At 69.2% G+C, this 19,535-nt stretch carries 16 protein-coding genes; 5 read left to right on the top strand and 11 right to left on the bottom strand.

What is annotated here, in order from left to right; genetic code table 11:
- Positions 1-69: 69 nt before the first annotated feature.
- Both ACFVKT_RS07630 and ACFVKT_RS07625 read left to right on the top strand, forming a co-directional pair.
- On the top strand, positions 70-2,112 hold the full coding sequence (locus ACFVKT_RS07630) for a beta-galactosidase (RefSeq protein WP_385728643.1): 2,043 nt from the start codon (positions 70-72) through the stop codon (positions 2,110-2,112).
- Between the two features lie 92 nt (positions 2,113-2,204).
- A complete protein-coding gene (locus ACFVKT_RS07625) occupies positions 2,205-4,256 on the top strand; it encodes a glycoside hydrolase (RefSeq protein ID WP_385728641.1) in 2,052 nt (683 codons plus the stop codon).
- 46 nt (positions 4,257-4,302) lie between these two features.
- Here ACFVKT_RS07625 and ACFVKT_RS07620 read toward each other — a convergent pair whose 3' ends face one another.
- From ACFVKT_RS07620 to ACFVKT_RS07585, 8 genes are all read right to left on the bottom strand, one after another.
- Positions 4,303-5,478: a cytochrome P450 gene (locus ACFVKT_RS07620; RefSeq protein WP_385728639.1), complete on the bottom strand. Its 1,176-nt coding sequence runs from the start codon at positions 5,476-5,478 to the stop codon at positions 4,303-4,305.
- Positions 5,479-5,674: 196 nt separating this feature from the next.
- On the bottom strand, positions 5,675-8,065 hold the full coding sequence (locus tag ACFVKT_RS07615; RefSeq protein WP_385728637.1) for an ATP-binding cassette domain-containing protein: 2,391 nt from the start codon (positions 8,063-8,065) through the stop codon (positions 5,675-5,677).
- A 328-nt stretch (positions 8,066-8,393) separates the two neighbouring features.
- Positions 8,394-8,744, bottom strand: a complete 351-nt coding sequence (locus tag ACFVKT_RS07610) for a VOC family protein (RefSeq protein ID WP_385728635.1) — start codon at positions 8,742-8,744, stop codon at positions 8,394-8,396.
- A 99-nt stretch (positions 8,745-8,843) separates the two neighbouring features.
- Positions 8,844-9,632 carry a hypothetical protein gene (locus ACFVKT_RS07605; protein ID WP_385728633.1) on the bottom strand — a complete coding sequence of 263 codons (789 nt, stop codon included), beginning with the start codon at positions 9,630-9,632 and terminating at the stop codon, positions 8,844-8,846.
- Positions 9,604-9,693 carry a hypothetical protein gene (locus ACFVKT_RS07600; RefSeq protein ID WP_385729899.1) on the bottom strand — a complete coding sequence of 30 codons (90 nt, stop codon included), beginning with the start codon at positions 9,691-9,693 and terminating at the stop codon, positions 9,604-9,606. The genes ACFVKT_RS07605 and ACFVKT_RS07600 overlap by 29 nt, the downstream gene beginning before the upstream one ends.
- A gap of 98 nt (positions 9,694-9,791) precedes the next feature.
- On the bottom strand, positions 9,792-10,574 hold the full coding sequence (locus ACFVKT_RS07595) for a VOC family protein (protein ID WP_385728631.1): 783 nt from the start codon (positions 10,572-10,574) through the stop codon (positions 9,792-9,794).
- Positions 10,575-10,797: 223 nt separating this feature from the next.
- The gene (locus tag ACFVKT_RS07590; RefSeq protein ID WP_385728629.1) at positions 10,798-11,421 is read right to left on the bottom strand and encodes a TOPRIM nucleotidyl transferase/hydrolase domain-containing protein; all 624 of its coding nucleotides are present in this window, start codon (positions 11,419-11,421) and stop codon (positions 10,798-10,800) included.
- Positions 11,422-11,564: 143 nt separating this feature from the next.
- On the bottom strand, positions 11,565-12,926 hold the full coding sequence (locus ACFVKT_RS07585; RefSeq protein ID WP_385728627.1) for a beta-1,3-glucanase family protein: 1,362 nt from the start codon (positions 12,924-12,926) through the stop codon (positions 11,565-11,567).
- A 514-nt stretch (positions 12,927-13,440) separates the two neighbouring features.
- On the opposite strand from ACFVKT_RS07585, the gene ACFVKT_RS07580 reads away from it, so the two are divergent.
- Positions 13,441-13,899 carry an SRPBCC family protein gene (locus ACFVKT_RS07580; RefSeq protein WP_385728625.1) on the top strand — a complete coding sequence of 153 codons (459 nt, stop codon included), beginning with the start codon at positions 13,441-13,443 and terminating at the stop codon, positions 13,897-13,899.
- Between the two features lie 417 nt (positions 13,900-14,316).
- Here the strand turns inward: ACFVKT_RS07580 and ACFVKT_RS07575 are convergent, their stop codons facing one another.
- Entirely contained in the window at positions 14,317-14,739 is a 423-nt protein-coding gene (locus ACFVKT_RS07575) for a secondary thiamine-phosphate synthase enzyme YjbQ (RefSeq protein WP_385728623.1), read from the bottom strand.
- A gap of 223 nt (positions 14,740-14,962) precedes the next feature.
- Between ACFVKT_RS07575 and ACFVKT_RS07570 the strand changes: the two genes are divergently transcribed.
- Entirely contained in the window at positions 14,963-16,054 is a 1,092-nt protein-coding gene (locus ACFVKT_RS07570) for an NAD(P)-binding domain-containing protein (RefSeq protein WP_385729897.1), read from the top strand.
- Positions 16,055-16,070: 16 nt separating this feature from the next.
- Here the strand turns inward: ACFVKT_RS07570 and mltG are convergent, their stop codons facing one another.
- Together mltG and ACFVKT_RS07560 are read right to left on the bottom strand one after the other, a co-directional pair.
- Positions 16,071-16,919 carry an endolytic transglycosylase MltG gene (gene mltG, locus ACFVKT_RS07565; RefSeq protein WP_385728621.1) on the bottom strand — a complete coding sequence of 283 codons (849 nt, stop codon included), beginning with the start codon at positions 16,917-16,919 and terminating at the stop codon, positions 16,071-16,073.
- 43 nt (positions 16,920-16,962) lie between these two features.
- Positions 16,963-18,825, bottom strand: coding sequence for an ABC transporter ATP-binding protein (locus ACFVKT_RS07560; protein ID WP_385728619.1), 1,863 nt, complete (start codon positions 18,823-18,825; stop codon positions 16,963-16,965).
- Between the two features lie 158 nt (positions 18,826-18,983).
- Between ACFVKT_RS07560 and ACFVKT_RS07555 the strand changes: the two genes are divergently transcribed.
- Positions 18,984-19,439: a MarR family winged helix-turn-helix transcriptional regulator gene (locus ACFVKT_RS07555; RefSeq protein WP_385728617.1), complete on the top strand. Its 456-nt coding sequence runs from the start codon at positions 18,984-18,986 to the stop codon at positions 19,437-19,439.
- Positions 19,440-19,535 lie beyond the last annotated feature (96 nt).

Here is a 19,535-nt window from a genome sequence, read left to right as displayed (position 1 = left end):
CCGCAGCCCGCACCTAACCCCCTGTGCCACACCGGCACGCCACCCCTGTGACACACCGGAAGGAACATCATGATCTCCACCCTCCTGTCCCAGCTGAACGGGCCGGACGGTGACGCCACCCCACGCCTCGCGTACGGCGCCGACTACAACCCGGAGCAGTGGCCGCGCGAGGTGTGGGAGGAGGACGTACGGCTGATGCGCGAGGCCGGCGTCAACATCGTCTCCGTGGGGATCTTCTCCTGGGCCCGCATCCAGCCGGCCGAGGACGAGTGGGACTTCAGCTGGCTCGACGAGATCATGGACCTGTTGCACGCGGGCGGCATCGGGGTCGACCTGGCCACCGCCACCGCGTCCCCGCCGCCCTGGCTCACCACGGCTCACCCGGAGATCCTCCCGGTGACCGCCTCCGGTGAGACGGTGTGGCCGGGGGCGCGGCAGCACTGGCGGCCCACCTCGCCCGTCTTCCGCGCCCACGCGCTGCGCCTGGTGCGGAAGATGGCCGAGCGGTACGCGCACCATCCCGCGCTGGTCGCCTGGCATGTCTCCAACGAGCTGGGCTGCCACAACGTCTACGACCACTCCGACGACGCGGCCCGTGCCTTCCGCGACTGGCTGCGCGCCCGCTACGGCACGCTCGACGGCCTCAACCACGCCTGGGGCACGGCGTTCTGGTCGCAGAAGTACAGCGGCTGGGACCAGGTCCTGCCGCCCCGGCTTGCCGCCTCCCACCCGAACCCCACGCAGCAGCTCGACTTCAAGCGCTTCTCCTCCGACGCGCTGAAGGAGCATCTGCGCGCGGAGCGGGACGTGTTGCGCGAGATCACGCCCGAGGTTCCGGTCACCACCAACTTCATGGTGATGGGCGGCACCAAGGGGATGAACTACGCCGACTGGGCCGAGGAGATCGACTTCGTCTCCAACGACCACTACGTCACGCCCGGCCCCCAGGACCGGGACGAGCTGTCCTTCTCCGCCAACCTCACCAGCGGTGTCTGCGGCGGACGTCCGTGGTTCCTGATGGAGCACTCCACCAGCGCGGTCAACTGGCAGCCCGTCAACGTGGCCAAGCGGCCGGGCGAACTGGCCCGCGACTCACTGCTGCACGTCGCCCACGGCGCGGACGCCGTGTGCTTCTTCCAGTGGCGCCAGTCCGCCGCCGGCGCCGAGAAGTACCACTCGGCGATGGTGCCGCACGCCGGACCCGACAGCGAGGTCTTCCGCGCGGCCACCGAACTCGGCCGGACCCTGCGGGCACTTGGCCCGGTCGCCGGGACCGAGCGCGAGCCGGCCCGCGTCGGGATCGTCTTCGACTGGGAGTCGTGGTGGGCGAGCGAGCAGGACTCCCACCCCACCTCCCGCCTCGACTACCGCGGCGAGGCACTCGACTGGTACTCCGCCCTCCTCGCCCTCGGCATCCGGGCCGACGTCGTCACCGCGCAGGCCGACCTCGGCCGCTACGAACTGCTGATCGCACCCGTGCTGCACATGGTCCCCGCCCCGCTGGCCAAGGAACTCACGCGGTACGTCGAACACGGCGGCCACCTGGTCACCACGTACTTCTCCGGCGTCGTCGACGAGAACGACCACGTCTGGCTCGGCGGCTACCCGGGAGCCCTGCGCGAGTTGCTGGGCATCCGCATCGAGGAGTTCGGCCCGCTGCTCGACGGTGACACGGTCGCCCTCGACGGTGGCGCGACGGGCACCGTGTGGACCGACCGGATCGGCGTTACCGATCCGGAGACGGAGGTGCTGGCCCACTACCGCGACGGTACGTACGCCGGGCGCCCAGCGATCACCCGCCGTACGGTGGGCCGGGGTTCGGCGTCGTACGTCTCCACCCGGCTGGGCCCGGACGGCCTCACCGGTCTGCTGCCGGGGTTGCTCGCCCACGCCGGCGTGGGCAGCGAGCTGCCCGAAGTCGCGCGCGGGCGGGTCGAGTTGGCCGTACGGCGGGACGGCGACAGCCGGTATCTCTTCCTGGTCAACCGGACCGACGAGCCGGTGCCGCTGCCCGGGTTCACCGGGGACGTCCTGGTCGGCCGGGCGGACAAAGACGGTGCGCTCGTTCTGCCGCCGCGGGAGGTCGCAGTACTGCGACAGCCCGCTCGCTGACCCCCTGTTCCAAGGGGCACACCGTCGTGCCCTGTGCCCGTGGGGCACGGCGGTCCGTTGAAGCGACCACACCTACGAGTTGGGAGCACACCTTGATACGCCGTACCCGCACAAGACGGCTTCTGGGAACCATCGGAGTCACCGCCCTGGCCACCGGGGCAGCCCTGGTCACCGCCCCACCGACGAGCGCGGAGACGGTGACGGCGGCCGCTGTCACCGTCCGGCCCGACCCCTCGTACAAGGCGCAGAGCTTCGAGGGCTGGGGCACCAGTCTGGTGTGGTTCGCCAACGCCACGGGCGACTACCCGGCGGAGATCCGCGAGAAGCTGGCCGGGCTCCTCTTCGGCGACGACGGCCTCGCCCTCAACATCGCCCGCTACAACATAGGCGGCGGCAACGCCCCCGACGTCCAGGACTACCTGCGCGCCGGAGGAGCGGTCGAGGGCTGGTGGAAGGCGCCCGAGGGCACTACGCGCGAGGACACCGTCTGGTGGAGCGCGGACGACGCCGCCGACTGGAACCCGGACGCCGACGCCACCCAGCGCTGGTGGGTGGACCGGATCAAGAAGGACGTCACCCACTGGGAGACGTTCAGCAACTCCCCGCCCTGGTTCATGACCAACAGCGGTTATGTGTCAGGGGGGTTCAACGCCAACGCCGACCAGCTCAAGGCCGACTCCGTCGAGGACTTCGCCGCCTATCTGGCGGGTGCGACCAAGCGGCTGGAGAAGGCGCACGGCATCAAGGTCGACACCCTCGACCCGTTCAACGAACCCAACACGGGTTACTGGAGCACACGTCTGGGAGCCGACGGCCAACCCGTCGGCGGCCGTCAGGAAGGGGCGCACATCGGCCCCGAGCTCCAGCAGAAGGTGATCAGCGCGCTGGCCCCCGCCCTGAAGAAGGCGAGGACCGGTACGGAGATCTCCGCAATGGACGAGACCAACCCGAACCTCTTCGCACGGAACTGGAACACCTACCCCCGGGAAGTGCGCGGTCTCGTCGGCCAGTTGAACGTCCACACCTACGGAACCGGCGGCCGTACCAGCGTGCGCGACCTGGCCAAGGCGGCCAGCAAACCGCTGTGGATGAGCGAGGTCGAGGGCGACTGGGGCGACGGGCAGAGCTTCACGGACATGCGGCCAGGCCTCGGACTTGCCCAGCAGATGGTCGACGACCTGCGCGAACTCGAGCCGCGCGCCTGGGTGTTCTGGCAGCCCGTCGAGGACTACGACAACATGAAGCCCGGCGGGGAGTCGGCCAAGGGCGGGAACTGGGGCAGCATCCAGCTCCCCTTCAGCTGTACCTCCGCGGACACCCTGGCCAGTTGCCCGGTGTACACGAACACCAAGTTCGACACCGCCCGCAACTTCACGCACTACATCAAGCCCGGTGACCGGCTGATCAAGACCGACGACACGTCGAGCGCCGCCGCGGTCGCCAAGAAGGGCAACGCGGCGACGGTCGTCCACGTCAACAGCTCCGCCGATGCCCGCGCGGTCACGATCGACCTGGCCAAGTTCGGGCACATCGCCCGCGACGCGACCGTGACGCCCGTCGTGACCAGCGCCGACGGAAAGCTCGAACGACAGGCCCCCGTCGCGGTCACCGGCCGGCAGGCCACCCTCACCGTGCCCGCCCAGTCCGTGACCTCCTTCCTCGTCAAGGGCGTGTCCGGCGTCGCCAAGGACGCCGCCACACTCCGGAAGGGCCACACCTACGAGCTGACCGGCGTGCAGAGCGGCAAGGCGCTCACCGTGGCGGACGACGGCACCAGGCTCGTCATCAGGGCCGCGGGCGCCGCCGGTTCCGGCCAGCGGTGGCAGCTGCGCCCGATCGGCGACGACACCGGTAACCGGCAGCGCTACCTGGTCACCGACCCGACGGAAGGCAAGCGCCTGGCCGTTCGGGACGGATCCGCGGTACTGGAGGCGAACACCGGCCGGCGCGACAAGGCCGTCCAGTGGATAGCGTCGACCACGGGCGACGGCAGCTGGACCCTGGTCAACTCAGCCACCGGCGGGCTCCTCGAAGTCGGCGGTCAGGCCACCGCCGACGGATCCGCCGTCACGATGTGGACCCCCAACTCCGGGTCCAACCAGAGGTGGAGGATCGCTGACGTGACCGGCCCGACCTTGTCGTAGCCATTGCTCGCCTCTGTGCCCCCGCTTGCCCGGGGGCACAAAGGCACTAGGCAGGACTCCCCCACAGCACATGCAGGGTCGAGGGCTTACGGAAGACCAGGCCGTGCGCGGCGGTGGGGCGGTCCGGGTCGAGGCGCAGGGCGGGGAGGCGTTCGAGGAGCCGTTGGAGGGCGATGCGGGTCTCCAGACGGGCCAGGTGGGCGGCGAGGCAGTAGTGCGGGCCGTGTGCGAAGGCCAGTTGGAGGCGCGCGTTCTCGCGGCGGACGTCGAAGCGGTCGGGTTCGGGGAAGACGTCCGGGTCGCGGTTGGCGCCGGCCAGAGAGACGGTGACCAGGTCGCCGCGGCGGATCGCGGCCTGCCCGAGGACGGTGTCACGGGTGGCGTAGCGGTCGACGACCGCCGCGCCGGGTTCGAGGCGCAGGGATTCCTCGATCGCGCCGTCCAGCAAGCCGAAGTCGGCCTGGATGAGGGCGAGTTGGTCAGGGCATTGCAGTAGGTGCAGCAGCGCGTTGGTGATCATTCCCTCGGTGGTCTCGATGCCTCCGAACATCAACACCGCGGCATTGGACGCCACTTCGGGCACTGTCAGTTGCCCGGCTGCGGAGCCGAGGAGTGACGCTGGGCCCGTCTCCGCGACGGTGGCTTCCACCGCGCACCGCAGTTCCGCGTACGCCGCCGTTCCGGCGGGCTCCGCCTCGTGTCCGGCGGTGATGTCGGAGACCGCGCGCACGATGGAGTCGTACCAGGCAAGGACCGTGGCAGGGGTGGTGCCGACCAGCCCGAGTGCCTCGGTCACGACGGCGACCGCGAGCGGGCCGGCGAAGGCGCGTCGCAGCTCGCCGGCGCCGGCGGGTTCCAGTGCGGTGATGAGCCGGTCCGTCTCCCGCTCGATGAACGAGGCGAAGCCGTCACGGACTTCACGGGGGCGGAATGGAGCGGTGAAGGGCTCCCGGTGGCGGGCGTGCTGGTCGCCGTCCAGCGACAGCATGCTCGGTCCGACGACCTGCGCGGTGGAGAACCGGGGGTCGTCGACGGTGAACGTCGCGGCGTCCCGCATCACACTCAGCGCGAGGTCCCGCCGGGTCACCAGCCAACCGTCCAACTCGGGCAGCCACGACACAGGCTCTTGCGCACGGAGCAGCGCCAGTCGCGCATGCGGATCCCGGGCGAGTTCGGCGAGCGTGGTCGCGGCACCGAGCGGGAACGAGTCGACGACGCTCATCACGAGCCTTGGCCGGGAGGGGGAGAATCGATCACGGCCAAGGCTAACAATCCCTCGGAACGCGGAGAGAAGCGGACCGGTCACCTCGCTTGCGCCGTGGGGACGCTACGGAACACATCCCCGCGGTGCTCTTTGAGTACGTCCCCTATGCGCCCGTTGAGCACGCCCCGGCCGTGCCCGCGAGTACCTGCCTGCCTCAGTCGCCGACGTACCCCGCGAGGTGCTCGCCCGTGAGGGTGGACCGGGCGGCGACGAGGTCGGCAGGTGTGCCCTCGAAGACGATCTTGCCGCCGTCGTGTCCGGCGCCGGGGCCGAGGTCGATGATCCAGTCGGCGTGTGCCATGACCGCCTGGTGGTGCTCGACGACGATGACCGACTTGCCGGAGTCGACGAGCCGGTCCAGCAGGCCGAGCAACTGCTCGACGTCGGCGAGGTGGAGCCCTGCGGTGGGCTCGTCGAGGACGTAGACCCCGCCCTTCTCCGCCATGTGGGTGGCCAGCTTGAGGCGCTGTCGCTCACCGCCGGACAGCGTGGTGAGCGGCTGTCCGAGGCTGAGGTAGCCGAGCCCGACGTCGGCGAGCCGGCCGAGGATGGCGTGCGCGGCCGGCGTACGCGCCTCGCCGGCGCCGAAGAACTCCTCGGCCTCGGTCACCGACATCGCGAGCACCTCACTGATGTCACGCCCGCCGAAGCGGTACTCGAGGACCGACGCGTCGAACCGCTTCCCCTCGCAGTCCTCGCAGGTGGTGGCGACGCCGGCCATCATCCCCAGATCGGTGTAGATCACGCCGGCGCCGTTGCAGGCGGGGCAGGCGCCCTCGGAGTTGGCGCTGAACAGGGCCGGCTTGACGCCGTTGGCCTTGGCAAACGCCTTGCGGATCGGTTCGAGCAGTCCCGTGTACGTCGCCGGGTTGCTCCGCCGCGAGCCGCGGATCGCACCCTGGTCGACCGACACGACACCCTCGCCGGCCGGGATCGACCCGTGCACCAGCGAGCTCTTGCCGGAGCCCGCGACGCCGGTGACGACAGCCAGCACCCCGAGCGGGATGTCGACGTCGACATCCCGGAGGTTGTGCGTCGACGCGCCGCGGATCTCCAGCGTCCCGGTCGGCTTGCGCACCGAGTCCTTGAGGCCGGCTCGGTCGTCGAAGTGCCGGCCGGTGATGGTGCCGCCGGTCCGCAGCCCCTCGACGGTGCCCTCGAAGCAGACGGTGCCGCCCCCCGTACCGGCGCCGGGGCCGAGGTCGACGACGTGGTCGGCGATCGCGATCGTCTCCGGCTTGTGCTCGACGACGAGCACCGTGTTGCCCTTGTCGCGCAGCCGCAGCAGCAGGTCGTTCATCCGCTGGATGTCATGCGGGTGCAGGCCGATGGTGGGCTCGTCGAAGATGTACGTGACGTCGGTGAGCGAGGAGCCGAGGTGGCGGATCATCTTGACGCGCTGCGCCTCACCGCCCGACAGCGTGCCGGAGGGCCGGTCTAGCGAGAGGTAGCCGAGGCCGATCTCCACGAACGAGTCGAGGGTCTGCTGCAACGCGGTGAGCAGCGGCGCCACCGACGGCTCGTCGAGGCCGCGGATCCATTTGGCCAGGTCGCGGATCTCCATCGCGCAGGCGTCGGCGATGCTGATCCTCTTGATCTTCGAGGACCGGGCCCCCTCGCTGAGCCGGGTGCCGTCGCACTCGGGGCAGGTGGTGAAGGTGACCGCCCGCTCCACGAACGCGCGGATGTGCGGCTGCAGGGCTTCCTTGTCCTTGGACAGGAACGACTTCTGGATCTTGGGGATCAGCCCTTCGTAGGTGAGGTTGACGCCGTTGACCTTGACCTTGACCGGCTCCCCGTAGAGGAAGTCCCGCAACTCCTTCTTGGAGTACTCGCGGATCGGCTTGTCCGGGTCGACGAAGCCGGACTGGGCGTAGACCTGCACGGTCCACTGGCTGTCCGACTTCCAGCCGGGGATGGTGAAGGCGCCCTCGGCCAGCGACTTGGAGTCGTCGTAGAGCTGCGTGAGGTCGATGTCGGAGACCGCACCCCGGCCCTCGCAGCGCGTACACATGCCACCGGTGCGGTTGAAGGTCGCCTTCACGGTCTTGGTCTTGTCGGCACCGCGCTCGACGGTGATCCCACCGCTCGCCCGGACCGAGGCGGTGTTGAAGGAGTACGCGCTCGGCGGGCCGATGTGCGGTTTGCCGAGCCGGCTGAAGAGGATGCGCAGCATCGCGTTCGCGTCGGTGGCGGTGCCGACCGTGGAGCGGGGGTCGACACCCATCCGCTGCTGGTCGACGGTGATCACGGTGGTCAGTCCGTCGAGTACGTCGACCTCGGGCCGCGCCAGCGTCGGCATGAAGCCCTGGAGGAAGGCGCTGTAGGTCTCGTTGATCAGCCGCTGCGACTCCGCGGCGATCGTGTTGAACACCAGCGAGCTCTTGCCCGAGCCGGAGACGCCGGTGAACACCGTCAGCCGGCGCTTCGGGATCTCGATGCTGACGTCCTTGAGGTTGTTCACACGCGCGCCGTGCACGCGGATCATGTCGTGGCTGTCGGCAAGATGCGGCGCAGGCGACTGCGTGTCCTTCTTCGTGACCATGCTTATCGCGTCTCCATCTGTCGGGCGGAGCCGCCGTCACGGCCCCGTCGTCGCCTGGCTCGGATCTGACCGGCTTCGAACAGTACGTCTGGTTCTACTTCGTCGGCGCGGTCACGGGCAACGGTCCGGCGCCTGTCCGATCAGCGGTGCCGGCCGGGGTGGCACGCCGGGCCGAGGTGTCGGACCGACCGGCGGACACCCGCCCAGGACGTCCGACCCACCTGCGGTACGGCGTGGTCGGCGCGCCTGGACCGGACCGGCGTACGCGACGAACCCGTCTCCCCGCTCCAGCGGCAGTACGACGACGCCGGGAGCGGGGGCTCGGAGCTCATTTGTCCTGAAGCAGCCCGAGGACGTTGCCGTCGGGGTCGACGACCGTGGCCACCAGACGGCCGCCACCGACATCGTGCGCGGGCTCCTTCACGGTGGCCCCCGCGGCGATCACCTCGGCCAGCTTCGCCTCGATGTCCGGCACGTGCCAGTAGGCCACCGGTGAGGCCTCCGGGTCACCGCCCGGCACCAGCCCGATGTGCTGACCCTCGACCTCGAAGCCGACGTAGTAGGACTCGTCGGTCGTCGGCTCGACGCCGAGCAGCGCGGCGTACACCGCCTTGGCCTTCGTCAGGTCGGACACGGGGTGCAGCACGGTCTTGATTCCCTGGGTGGCAGAGCTGGTCATGGTCACTCCTGAAGTCATGGGTCTCATCGACCCGGTGGGGCTGGGACTGTCTGGCTCGGAGAGGACCTCACGTGAACCGCGATGTCCATGCCCTTCACGCTAGCTCCGCCGCGTTGACCGGCGCTTCTTGAATCCTGACCGGTCTGTGCGGCTGTGCGCCGGGGGGTGCGGCAAGCCGTCGATGCCGATGCCAGGGCAGCAAAAGGCACGTGTCCACCCGCCGAAAGGCGGACAGACATGCGCCCGGACGAACGCCCACTCACTGCGACCGTTTCCCCAGGTCAGCTGGGACCCGGTGGTTTCAAGGTCGGTCTGGAAGTGCTGTCCCGGCAGCCGTCGGCCTGCCTCCAGCAGGGCCTTGATCGCCGTTTCGTCGACGCGGTCGAGGTAGCGGGACTTCCTGTAGTTGCGGCGGCCGTGCGGATGGAGGTCGTCCCGCATGGACTGCACGGCGACGTAGGACATCCGCACCACAGGCGCACCGTTGTTGACGAGCAGCCCTATCGGTTCGACCCCCGCGTCCAGGTCGCCCGACCACACCGCGTTGATCATGACGACCGGGCGGCCGACGACCTCCTGCGGTACGCCGGGTATCGGCGGCGCCGCACAGATGATGCAGATGGCGGTCAGCTCGTCCGGAGCGGCCTCCATGGTGGAGACGTAGTGCGCCAGCGACTGCGGGAGATCGTCGAGCAGGAAGACGGCCTGCCCGAGCAGAACGTCCGTGAGGGGGTGGGTGGCCAGCGTGAACTCGGTGACGGCCCCGAAGTTGCCGCCCCCGCCGCCGCAGCGCCCGGAGCAGCTCGGCGTCCGCCTCCTCGCCCGCGTGGACGATGGTGCCGTCGGCCAGCCGCTCGGCCTACGCCCCCAGATCCAGGTGCGGTACATGCACGGTGGTCAGCGGCGGCTGGAACTCGTCGGCGAACTGCATGTCGTTGAACCCGACCAGCGAGACGTCCTCCGGGCAGCGCAGGCCCCGCTCGGGACACCTTTGTCAGCCGCGTCTCCCGACATGGACTCCGACGCCGAGCCGATGACCGAGTACCGCTAGCCCTGGCGCGGGTCCGGCTTCAGTACGGCGAACTCCGCGCCGTAGGGGTCGGCCAGCCACGCGATCCGGCCGACGTCGGGCACGTCGGCAGCGGGCATGAGCACCGACCCGCCGTTACCCTCCACTGCCGTGACGAAGTCATCGGCATCGGCGGCGGCGAAGTACGGCACCCAGCGCGCCTCCTGCTGCCCCTCCTGGAGCGGCGCCACGCCTCCGAAGGAGCCGTCCTGCTGATCGCCGTCCTTGATGCTGAGCACGCGGTAGGTCATTCCGGGTGCCTGCATCTCCTCGGACCGCCAGCCGAACAGGCTGTTGTAGAAGGCGATGGCGCGGACCGGGTCCGGGACGTGCAGCTCGACCCACAGCAGCGTGTTGTCCTCGGACGCCTTCTCCAGGCCCTGGGTCTTCCCGGGCTGCCATACGGCGAACTTCGCGCCCTGCGAGTCGGTGAACTGGGCCAGCCAGCCCTCGCCCATGACATCCATGGGCTCGGCACGCACGGAGCCACCACCCGCGACGACCTGCCCGGCGGTCTCCTGGATGTCGTCGGTCTTGAAGTACGTCGTCCAGGACGACGGGGCACCCTGCTCGGTCAGGGGCCCGAGCGCGCCGACGGTCTTACCGTCCTTCTGGAAGAACCCGTACCCTCCGGCATCGGGCCCGGCGGAGACGAAGTCCCAGCCGAAGACGCTGCCGTAGAAGGTGGCGGCGCCGGTCGTGTCGGGACTGCCGAGGTCGATCCAGTTGGGCGATCCGGTACGGAACTCTGTGCCAAGCATGCGTTTCCTCCTGGGGTCCGGTACGGACGACGCCCGACACGATGCCGATCCGGCACCGCCGTCAGGTGTTTCGCGCCCGGCGGGGCGGGGGTTTCACCTGGACGGGGCAGCGGAAAGACGGTCGCCACCGCCCAGGAGGAGCCGGCGGGGATCAAACGGAGATGGAGGTGGGTGAGCCCGAGGCTACTCCCCGTCCTGAGAGCCGGGGGCATCCTCCGAGGTATCAGGTGGCCGCATCCGCGAGCAGGAGTTCCAGGGGCCGTGGCACGCGGGCCGGATCGAGCTGCTCCACGAGCGCGCGTGCGTACTGCGCCTTCCTGCCGCTGTGCGTGCCGAGGAAGCGCCGAAGCTGCTGCTCCACGGTGCGCTCACGCTGGGCCGGCTGCTTCTGGAAGGTACGGAACGAGCGCAACTCGCCCTGTTCCTCGACGACCTGCTGGACCGAGTCGGCGCCGAGCGCACGGATCAGCTCGTCCTCGAGGTCGGCCTCACAGACGTAGAAGGCACTGAAGCCGAGTCCCGCCTGCTCCAGGCTGCGCCGGAAGTAGGGCTCCTCGCCGGCATCGCAGAGCCCCGCCAGCCGCAGTCCGAGACCCCGCGGGCCGAAGAGCTTCAGGAACCTGCCGATGCTCATCGCACCCCCCAGCGGCACGATCGCGATGCCCTCCGCGTCGAGATCCCGGCCGCGGCGCGCGGCGAGCGCTTCGAGGGCGGCCTGGTCGCTGACGCCTTCGACGAGTACCACCATGCGCAGGCCGGCGGCCAGTTCCTGCGCCGCCGGTGCGGCGTGGGTACGCCCGGCCGCCCACTCAACTGCCGCCCGGCTGAAGCGTCTTGTGTCATCCATGAGCATGAGTGTCTCTCGCCGTCCGGCGCACCGCCTCGGCAATATTTCCGGGCAGGCCAACATGCCTCAGGCGTACGTGCGCCCGCCCCCGCCCGGGCGTTGCGGCAAGCAACGTACGGGCAAGGACGGACTGACTGCCTCCGTCAGAAGCCGACGGCCACCGACAGCCACTGCGGGTTGGCGTGGGAGATGAAGGACGACTGGCTCGCGACGTCGTCGTAGGGGAAGCCGTAGGCGAGCTTGTTGATGGCGTTGTCGTGCCAGAACTTGGCGTAGTAGTTGGCCGGGGCCGACAGGTAGTACTGGTTGGGGTCCGCCTGGCCCGAGGACGGCAGGGTGGCCACATGCCGGTTGAGCGCCGCGCACATGTTGGGGTTGCTCGCCATGCTGCCGGCGCAGCCGAAGATGTACTGCGTCGTCTCGTTGACGCCGACCGACTGGGCGTAGGAGGTGAAGTAGTTCGCGTTCACCCCGCCGGGCTTGAAGCTCGCGTCGCTGCCCGGGGCGATGATGCGGTACGGGGCCTGGCTCTGCGCCAGCACCTTGAACTCCTGCGGCACGGCGTTGATGAAGTCTTGGAAGACCTGGGTGCGGGACTTGGCGAAGAAGGCCTGGGTCTCCCCGACCTGGACGTCGTAGCCGTCATAGGAGTGCAGTCGCATCGCGAGGGGCAGGCCGTAGGCGTCCACGCGGGTGGTGTTGCCGTTGAACACGCCGCCGCCGACGGTGAATTCGATGAAGTCGTAGTACTGGCTGGTCGGTGAGCCGACGTAGAAGTACATCCGGCCGGCCGAGTTGGCGGGCATGTCGAAGTAGCGCTGCTCGGCGATGGAGTGCGTCTGGCCGTTGTAGCTCCAGTACACCTGGCTGTCCGGGTAGGCGCCGTTGGTCCGGTTGAGGATCGCCACCGTGACCGCGTTCTGGGGGTTCGGGATGGCGCTCGTGTCACCCCAGAAGGAGTCCGGCGGGGGCGTCGTTCCGCCGGTGCCGTAGACCTGGAACTCCCAGAGCGAGAAGCCGTACGGGGTGGCCCGCGCGGTGCCGTACATGCGGACGTACCGTCCCGAGCCGGTGACGTTGAGCGTCTGCACGCCACCCGTGCCGGTGGTGGTGGAGTAGATCGAGGTCCATGTGGTGCCGTTGGCGGAGGTCTGGATCTGGAAGGCGGTCCCGTAGGCGGCCTCCCAGTTGAGGACCACCTGGCTGATCTGCGCCGTGGCACCGAGATCCACCTGAAGCCACTGCGGGTTGCTGAAGGCGCTGGACCATCGTGTGGTGGTGGAGCCGTCCACGGCGGCCGAGGCGGGGGTTCCCGCCGCCTCGGTGGACGAGGCGGTGGCCGGCTTCCCCTGCGAGAGCAGGGTGTCGACCGCGTGGGCCTGGGGTTGGGCCACGGAGACCAGGAGAGCCGCGAGTAGGGCGACCAACGTCGCTATGACAAGCGGGGGTCTTGGCTTGTGCGGGGTCGGCTGCCGATGCGCCGGCCACGTGGGGTTGCTCGGCATGGTGTCTCCTCAACAGGGCGGGGTCCTGTGGATCCTGACGTGCTGCCTGGCAGTCCTGAGTGAGCGCGCAGTAGGTTCCTAAGGGTTCTGAGAGCGCTCTCTCATGGGTGATTGGTATGTACCTTCGCCGATGCCTCGGTGTCAATGAAAATGACGTCCGTGCGGGCATCGGGGCGGACTGTGACAATCGCGCCGGGTGCCGGGTTCCTCGACGGACAGGGATTGGCGGGGGCGCCGAGGCCCAGGCGGGGCCCACACCGTGCCGTCGAGGTTCATGGCCGGGTGGTCGAGGTTCATGACTGGTCGCGTCGCTCGCCGCGCGAGAAGCGCGGCGGTCCCGTAGGGTCGCTGTGCCGCTACGACAGGACGGGCGGTACGGCGCGGCCCTCGCGTTCCTTCGCGCGCGTGCGAAGGAAGCTCCCCTCGCGGCCCCGAGATCACCCGGTCCGAAGATCCAACGGCCGTCTGCCGGAGGGGGCCCGCGGCGTTGCGGCTCGACGCATCAGGAGTCCCCATGTCAGGACAGTTCGAAGCGACGGTCGAGGTCGATCGGCCCGTCGAGGAGGTGTTCGCCTACCTCGCCGACGGACGTAACGACCCACAGTTCAGCCCCCGCGTACTCAAGATCGAGCGGACCCCCGACGCCCCGACCAGCGTGGGCACCATCTTCCGGAGCACCGTCAAGGACGCCGGGATGAAGACCGGCAGGGAGTTCCGCATCACCGCGCTCGAAGCCCCGGTCAAGATCCGCTGGGCCGAGGAGTCGAAGAACACCGTGACGGCACGCGAGGGCGGCTACGACTTGGAGCCGCTGGCCGACGGCAGAACCCGAGTCCGTATCTTCAACGTCCTCGAAGGCCACGGGCTGGGCAAGCTCCTCGTCGGCGTCGCACTCGCCGCCGCGCGCAAGGACGCCGACGGCTTCGGCTCCCGGATCAAGACGGCGGCCGAAGCGGCGATCACTCCGCGCTGACGCCACGTAGTCGGCCCTGGTGGGACCATCGTGGCCCTGGCCATGGAGCCGTGGAGCCGTGATCGACGTTCACGACATCTGGTGCCTGCCGGGGCCGCATGATCCCTGGCGCGTCCAGGACACTTCCTCGCCAAGGACCGCACAATCCGTCGACACCTCCACGGCAGACCCTTGAACGCAAGTTCGCGGCCAGTTCCCGGCCCGAGCAGAGCCCAAAGCCACCCGCACGCCGGGCGTCAACTCCGCCTGACACCAAACAAGTTGAAAGCGACTGGTGTGATCCGGACATCGCTCAGCCGCCTGACACCGAATCGCTTCCCAGCTGTGGCGATTCGCCGGAGCGGCGCAGCAGGCGACGCGCTGCTCGGCCGTTGGCCGTGTCGAGCATCCGTCCGCGGTCGGTCGTGACACCACGTCTCACCCAAGGAACGACAGCCGAACCAACCTGTCCGGATTGTCGCGATTGATGTCCACCAGACACACCGACTGCCACGTCCCCAGCTCCAGCCTCCCGCCCACCACGGGCAGCGTCGCGTGGGGTGGGACGAGGGCGGGGAGTACGTGGTCTCGACCGTGGCCAGGGCTGCCGTGGCGGTGTTGCCAGCGGTCGTCCGCGGGGAGCAGGGAGTGCAGGGCCGCGAGGAGATCGTCGTCGCTGCCGGCGCCGGTTTCGATGATCGCGATGCCGGCGGTCGCGTGGGGCACGAAGACGTTCAGAAGGCCGTCGCGGCCGGCTGCCGCCTCCCTGAGGAAGGCCTCGCAGTCGCGGGTGAGGTCGACGACCGTCTCCGAGGAACCGGTGGCGACGTTCAGGACTCGGGTGGTGAAGGCATCGGACATGCCGCAATCCTCGCTCATACGCCGGTCTCGCACCTGCTTCGACAGGGACCTGCGGCCGTCCACGACTGCGACTGGCCCCCGCCACAGAGTCGTAGCCGTCACTGGGTCCGCCGGGAAGATCCCGGACCCCGGTCCGGTTAGTAGGAGCGTGAACGACACCGGGGTACCAGCACGCGAAGTCGACGCCGAGGCCGGCACGGATGCCACGGACATCACGGATGCCATGTATGCCCGGGACATCACGGACGCCACGGATATCGACGTCGTGGTGGTCGGCGCCGGGCAGGCCGGCCTGTCCAGCGCCTACCACCTGCGACGCACCGGCTTCGAGCCCGGGCGGGACTTCGTGACCCTCGACCACGCCCCGCGTCCGGGCGGCGCCTGGCAGTTCCGCTGGCCCTCGCTGACGTACGGCAAGGTGCACGGGATGCACTCCCTGCCCGGCATGGAATTGACGGAGGCGGACCCGGCACGCCCGTCGGCCGAGGTCATCGCGGAGTACTTCGACGCCTACGAGCACGCCTTCGGCCTGCGGGTACGCCGCCCGGTCGACGTACGCGCCGTGCGCGAGGGCTCGCGGAACCGGCTGCTCGTGGAAACCTCGGCCGGGAACTGGTCGGCCCGCGCGCTGATCAACGCCACGGGCACCTGGGACAGGCCGTTCTGGCCTCGCTATCCCGGTCAGGAGACCTTTCGCGGGCGGCAGTTGCACACGGCGCAGTACCCCGGTCCCCAGGAGTTCGCCGGACTGCGGGTGATCGTCGTGGGCGGCGGCGCGTCCGGCACGCAGCATCTGATGGAGATCGCCCCGTACGCGGCCGGAACCACCTGGGTGACGCGCCGTCCGCCCGTCTTCCGTGAGGGGCCCTTCACCGAGGAGTTCGGCCGGGAGGCCGTGGCACTGGTCGAGGAGCGGGTCCGTCAGGGGCTGCCGCCGATGAGCGTCGTCTCGGTGACCGGACTCCCGCTGAACGACGCGATCCGGCAGGCTCTGCAGGACGGAGTCCTGGACCGGCAGCCGATGTTCGACCGGATCGCTCCGGACGGTGTCGCGTGGGACGACGGGCGTCACGTGGACGCCGATGTCATCCTTTGGGCGACCGGCTTCCGGCCTGTCATCGACCATCTGGCACCCCTGCGACTGCGCGAGCCGGGCGGCGGCATCCGTGTCGAGGGGACGCGTGCGGTCGCCGATCCGCGAATCCACCTCGTCGGGTACGGCCCCTCGGCAAGCACCATCGGCGCCAACCGGGCCGGCCGCGCCGCGGTCCGGGACATCAGGCGGCTGCTGGCGGGAGCCCCGGTCGCCGCCTGATGCCCCTTACGACGGCTCAGTGGGTCGGACTCGGGGAGGTCGAGGAGCTCTTCCGGTTCTGGTTGAACTCGGCGACGTTCTTCAAGTGCTCCTCGTAGCTGGCCGTGAAGCGCGTGTCGCCCGGCTTGACCGTGACGAAGTACAGCCAGTCACCCGGTGTCGGAGAGATCGCCGCGCGCATCGCCTCCTCGCCGGGGTTTGCGATCGGGGTCGGCGGCAGACCCATGCGCTGATACGAGTTGTAGGGGCTGCTGATCTTCGTGTCGTTCTGGCTCGTGTCCAGGGTGGAACGGTTCAGCGCGTAGTTGATGGTGGAGTCCATCTGCAGCGGCATGCCCCTCTCCAGGCGGTTGAAGATGACCCGGGCCACCTTCCCCATGTCCTCCTTGGTCGCCGCCTCGGCCTGGACAATGCTCGCGATGGTAACCGCCTGATAGACGTTCATCGCGTTGCGCTGCGACCCGGCCGCGATCGGAGCCTTGTTGAACTTCTCGTTCGCTGTGCTGACCATGAAGGTCAGCAGTGACTCCGGAGTCGACTTCTTGTCGATCGGATACGTCGCAGGGAAGAGGTATCCCTCCGGGTTGCCCTCCGCGTCGTTCGGCAGCTTCAGGTTGGCCTTCCCGAGCGACTTCTTGGCGGTGCCCGGCGGGATCCGGAGAACCTTGTCGACGGCGTCGTAGATCTGGCCCGAGCGCCAGCCCTCCGGGATCACGAGGGCCGCGGGCGGCGCTTCCTCGCCTCCCATGCGCAGCAGCGGCACCGCCACGGCGGTGGCCGCCACGACAGCTCCGGTCGCGATAAGGGCGCCCCGGCCCCGGCGCGTCAGTCGAATCATCTTCCGTGGCGGAGTGTTCATCTGCATGCGGGAACGGTAACCCGTTAATGCATATAAACCCGACATATCGTCATCTTGTAGGCTCCAGTTGGGCGTCCCGGTGGACGAGGGCGGCATAGCGCCCGTTCTGCTCCAACAGCTCCTCGTGCGTGCCCCGTTCGACCGCGTGACCGGCGTCGAGGACCACGATCTGGTCGGCCCCCCGAATGGTGGACAGCCGGTGCGCGATGGTGAGCGTGGTCCGGTTGGCCGACAGCGCGTCGATGGCCTCCTGCACGGCGTGCTCCGTACGGGTGTCCAGGGCACTGGTCGCCTCGTCGAGGATGAGCACCGGCGGGTCCCGCAGGATGGTGCGGGCGATCGCGAGGCGCTGCTTCTCGCCACCCGAGAACCGGTGGCCGCGCTCGCCCACGACCGTGTCGTACCCGTCCGGCAGGGACGCGATGTGGTCGTGGATCTGGGCCGCCTGCGCCGCCGCCCGCAACTCCTCGTCGGTGGCGTCCGGCTTGGCGAAGCGCAGGTTTTCGGCAACCGAGGCGTGGAAGAGGTACGTCTCCTGGGAGACGACGCCGACCGCGCGCGCGAGCGTGTCGAAGCCCAGGTCGCGGACATCAACCCCGTCGAGTGTGACCCGCCCGCCCGTGACGTCGTACAGCCGCGGTACCAGGTAGCTGAGCGTGGACTTGCCGGCACCGGTCGGGCCGACGACGGCGAGACTGCCGCCCGCGGGGACGGTGATGTCGATGCCGTCGAGGATCGGGCCGCTTCTGTCGTCGTAGCGGAACTCGACATCCTCGAAGCGGATCTCGCCCTTGACCCGGTCGAGGTGGACGGGGTTGTCCGGCTCGGTGATGTCTATGGGGAGGTCGAGGTACTCGAAGATGCGCTGGAAGAGCGCGAGCGAGGTCTGGATCTGCACACCGGTGGACAGCAGGCTGACCGTCGGGCGGAAGAGGCCCTGCTGGAGCGAGACGAAGGCGACGAGTGTGCCGATCGACACGGTCGGACCGCCGAGCTGGAAGGCGATGCCGGCGGTCCAGTAGATGACGGCGGGCATGGCGGCCATGACGATGGTGATGACGGCCATACGCCAGCGGCCCGCCATGTTCGACCTCACCTCGAGGTCGACAAGGCGCTCGGATTCGTCTCCGAAGGACTTCGTGAGGGAGTCGGCACGGCCCATGGTGCGGCCGAGCAGGATGCCGCTGACGGAGAGGGACTCGGTGACGGTGGCGGCCATCGTGGCCATCTGTTTCTGGCGCTCCGTGGCGATCTTCTTGCGCTCGCGGCCGACCCGGCGGCTTATCCAGACGAAGACCGGCAGCAGGAGCAGCGAGACGGCGGTGAGCCGCCAGTCCAGCGCGAGCATCGCCACGATCGTGGCGACGACGCTGGTGAGGTTGGAGACCAGCGAGGTGGCGGTGGAGGTGACGGTCGCCTGCATGCCGCCGATGTCGTTGGCGATGCGGGACTGGACCTCGCCGGTGCGGGTCCGGGTGAAGAAGGCGAGCGACATGTGCTGGAGCCGGCCGTAGACGGCGGTGCGCAGGTCGTGCATGACGCGCTGGCCGACGGTCGTGGAGATCAGGGTCTGCAGTACGCCGAAGATGCTGGTGACGACCGCGCTGAGGATCATGCCGAGCGCGAGCAGACTCAGCAGACCGGTGCGGCCCTGCGGGATCGCCACGTCCAGGATTTCCTTCAGCAGGAAGGGCGTGGCGACGGAGACGAGGGACGCGGCACCGACCAGCAGGCCGACGATCCCGAGACGGCCCCGATAGGGCCGGAACAGCTTCAGAATGCGCCGCACCTGCCGCGGCTGCTCCTTGTCGAAGCGCGGTCGGTCTCTGCCGGCACGTGGCCGGTCGCCGTCAGCGCGCAACGGTTCTTCGTCAGCAGGTGACGGGGTCCAGGTGGGTCGGTCGGGACGCATGGGCTCCTACGGGAGGTGAGACGACGATGAATTGTGGTGATCAGCGAGCAGTGGCAGTGAGCACCGATCAAGACTTGCGGAAAATTCGCGATGCTCGGCGGAGCATAGCTCACTGTTACCTATACTCACAATGAACAAGGTCCTGATATTGTTCCCGCATGACCACCCCCGATGTCGACGGCTTGCTCGCCGAGCAGCTCCTGCGGCTGACGCGCCGAGTGCACCGCATCCAGAAGCGCCATCTGGAGCATCGCGAGCTGGGCATCACACCGGCCCAGTCCCGCCTGCTGCGCACGCTCGCGCACTACGGCTCACCGCCCCGCATGGCCGATCTGGCCGAGCGCCTGGAGGTGGTGCCCCGCGCCGTGACCACTCTGGTCGACGGTCTGGAGGCGAGCGGCATGGTGCGCCGGGTCCCCGATCCCAGCAACCGGCGGGTGATCCGCATCGAGGTCACGGACGAGGGCCGCAAGGCACTGGGCGAGCTGCGCGCCGCGCGTCGATCAGCCGCGGACGAGATCCTCGCTCCCCTGACGGACGACCAGCGCGAGGTGCTCGGCGGACTGCTGAACACACTGGTGGACGGGGTGCCGGCACGGGGGCATGGCTGCTGAGGTCCCCCCGACACCACGCGGTGGTGCCACACACGGATCGGGCCGCGTTGCCGACTCCGTACTACTGAAGTCGGCAACGCGGCCCGTGTTGGCTGC

Origin of the sequence: Streptomyces sp. NPDC127595, from assembly GCF_042671685.1 — a bacterium.
Taxonomy (GTDB): domain Bacteria; phylum Actinomycetota; class Actinomycetes; order Streptomycetales; family Streptomycetaceae; genus Streptomyces.
This window is presented reverse-complemented; position numbering and strand designations above follow the sequence as displayed.

Coding starts and splice junctions, on each gene's coding strand:
- ACFVKT_RS07615 (WP_385728637.1), bottom strand. CDS start 8,065: ATGGTCACGAAGAAGGACACGCAGTCGCCTGCGCCGCATCTTGCCGAC.
- ACFVKT_RS07585 (WP_385728627.1), bottom strand. CDS start 12,926: ATGCCGAGCAACCCCACGTGGCCGGCGCATCGGCAGCCGACCCCGCAC.
- ACFVKT_RS07630 (WP_385728643.1), top strand. CDS start 70: ATGATCTCCACCCTCCTGTCCCAGCTGAACGGGCCGGACGGTGACGCC.
- ACFVKT_RS07570 (WP_385729897.1), top strand. CDS start 14,963: ATGTATGCCCGGGACATCACGGACGCCACGGATATCGACGTCGTGGTG.
- ACFVKT_RS07610 (WP_385728635.1), bottom strand. CDS start 8,744: ATGACCAGCTCTGCCACCCAGGGAATCAAGACCGTGCTGCACCCCGTG.
- ACFVKT_RS07575 (WP_385728623.1), bottom strand. CDS start 14,739: ATGTCCGATGCCTTCACCACCCGAGTCCTGAACGTCGCCACCGGTTCC.
- ACFVKT_RS07560 (WP_385728619.1), bottom strand. CDS start 18,825: ATGCGTCCCGACCGACCCACCTGGACCCCGTCACCTGCTGACGAAGAA.
- ACFVKT_RS07590 (WP_385728629.1), bottom strand. CDS start 11,421: ATGGATGACACAAGACGCTTCAGCCGGGCGGCAGTTGAGTGGGCGGCC.
- ACFVKT_RS07580 (WP_385728625.1), top strand. CDS start 13,441: ATGTCAGGACAGTTCGAAGCGACGGTCGAGGTCGATCGGCCCGTCGAG.
- mltG (WP_385728621.1), bottom strand. CDS start 16,919: ATGCAGATGAACACTCCGCCACGGAAGATGATTCGACTGACGCGCCGG.
- ACFVKT_RS07605 (WP_385728633.1), bottom strand. CDS start 9,632: ATGTACCGCACCTGGATCTGGGGGCGTAGGCCGAGCGGCTGGCCGACG.
- ACFVKT_RS07620 (WP_385728639.1), bottom strand. CDS start 5,478: ATGAGCGTCGTCGACTCGTTCCCGCTCGGTGCCGCGACCACGCTCGCC.
- ACFVKT_RS07555 (WP_385728617.1), top strand. CDS start 18,984: ATGACCACCCCCGATGTCGACGGCTTGCTCGCCGAGCAGCTCCTGCGG.
- ACFVKT_RS07595 (WP_385728631.1), bottom strand. CDS start 10,574: ATGCTTGGCACAGAGTTCCGTACCGGATCGCCCAACTGGATCGACCTC.